We start from the raw sequence: 430 nt of genomic DNA on the forward strand, positions 1-430 counted from the left end.
CGCACCAGCACCGCCAATGCGACGACACCCGGCTCGGCCTCTTCGACGACAAGGCCATAGCCACGCTGCCTGGTCCGCTCCAACTCCGGAATCAGCTGCTCGACGCTGGTAATGGCCTTCGGCGTCCATGCGCCCGCGGCGGACGCTTTTCCGAGTCCACCACGCAGGGCGTATTCGATCGCCTGGTCGTTCGGCATTCCAGCCAGCCACGCCTTGCCAACCGATGTGGCATGCAAGACGATGGGACTATGCATGGACGGCGAATACATCAGGCCCGGTGCCGCGCCCTGGGACGCTGCCAGCCACGCGAGTGTTCCTTCGTTGACCACCGTCAGCCGGACCAGCTCGCGGCACTGACCCGCGACCTCATCGAGGATCGGCTGCACCAGACCCGGCAGACCAAGCCCATGCAGGTACCGCTGACCGAGCA

General features: G+C 65.8%; 1 protein-coding gene. It reads right to left on the bottom strand.

Annotated features, from left to right (window positions below; genetic code table 11):
- The coding region (locus tag HWY30_RS40885; protein WP_279613346.1) for an IclR family transcriptional regulator domain-containing protein at positions 1–430 on the bottom strand (430 nt) is incomplete at both ends.

Origin of the sequence: Paraburkholderia tuberum STM678 (assembly GCF_902833905.1) — a bacterium.
GTDB classification, from domain to species: Bacteria; Pseudomonadota; Gammaproteobacteria; order Burkholderiales; family Burkholderiaceae; genus Paraburkholderia; species Paraburkholderia tuberum.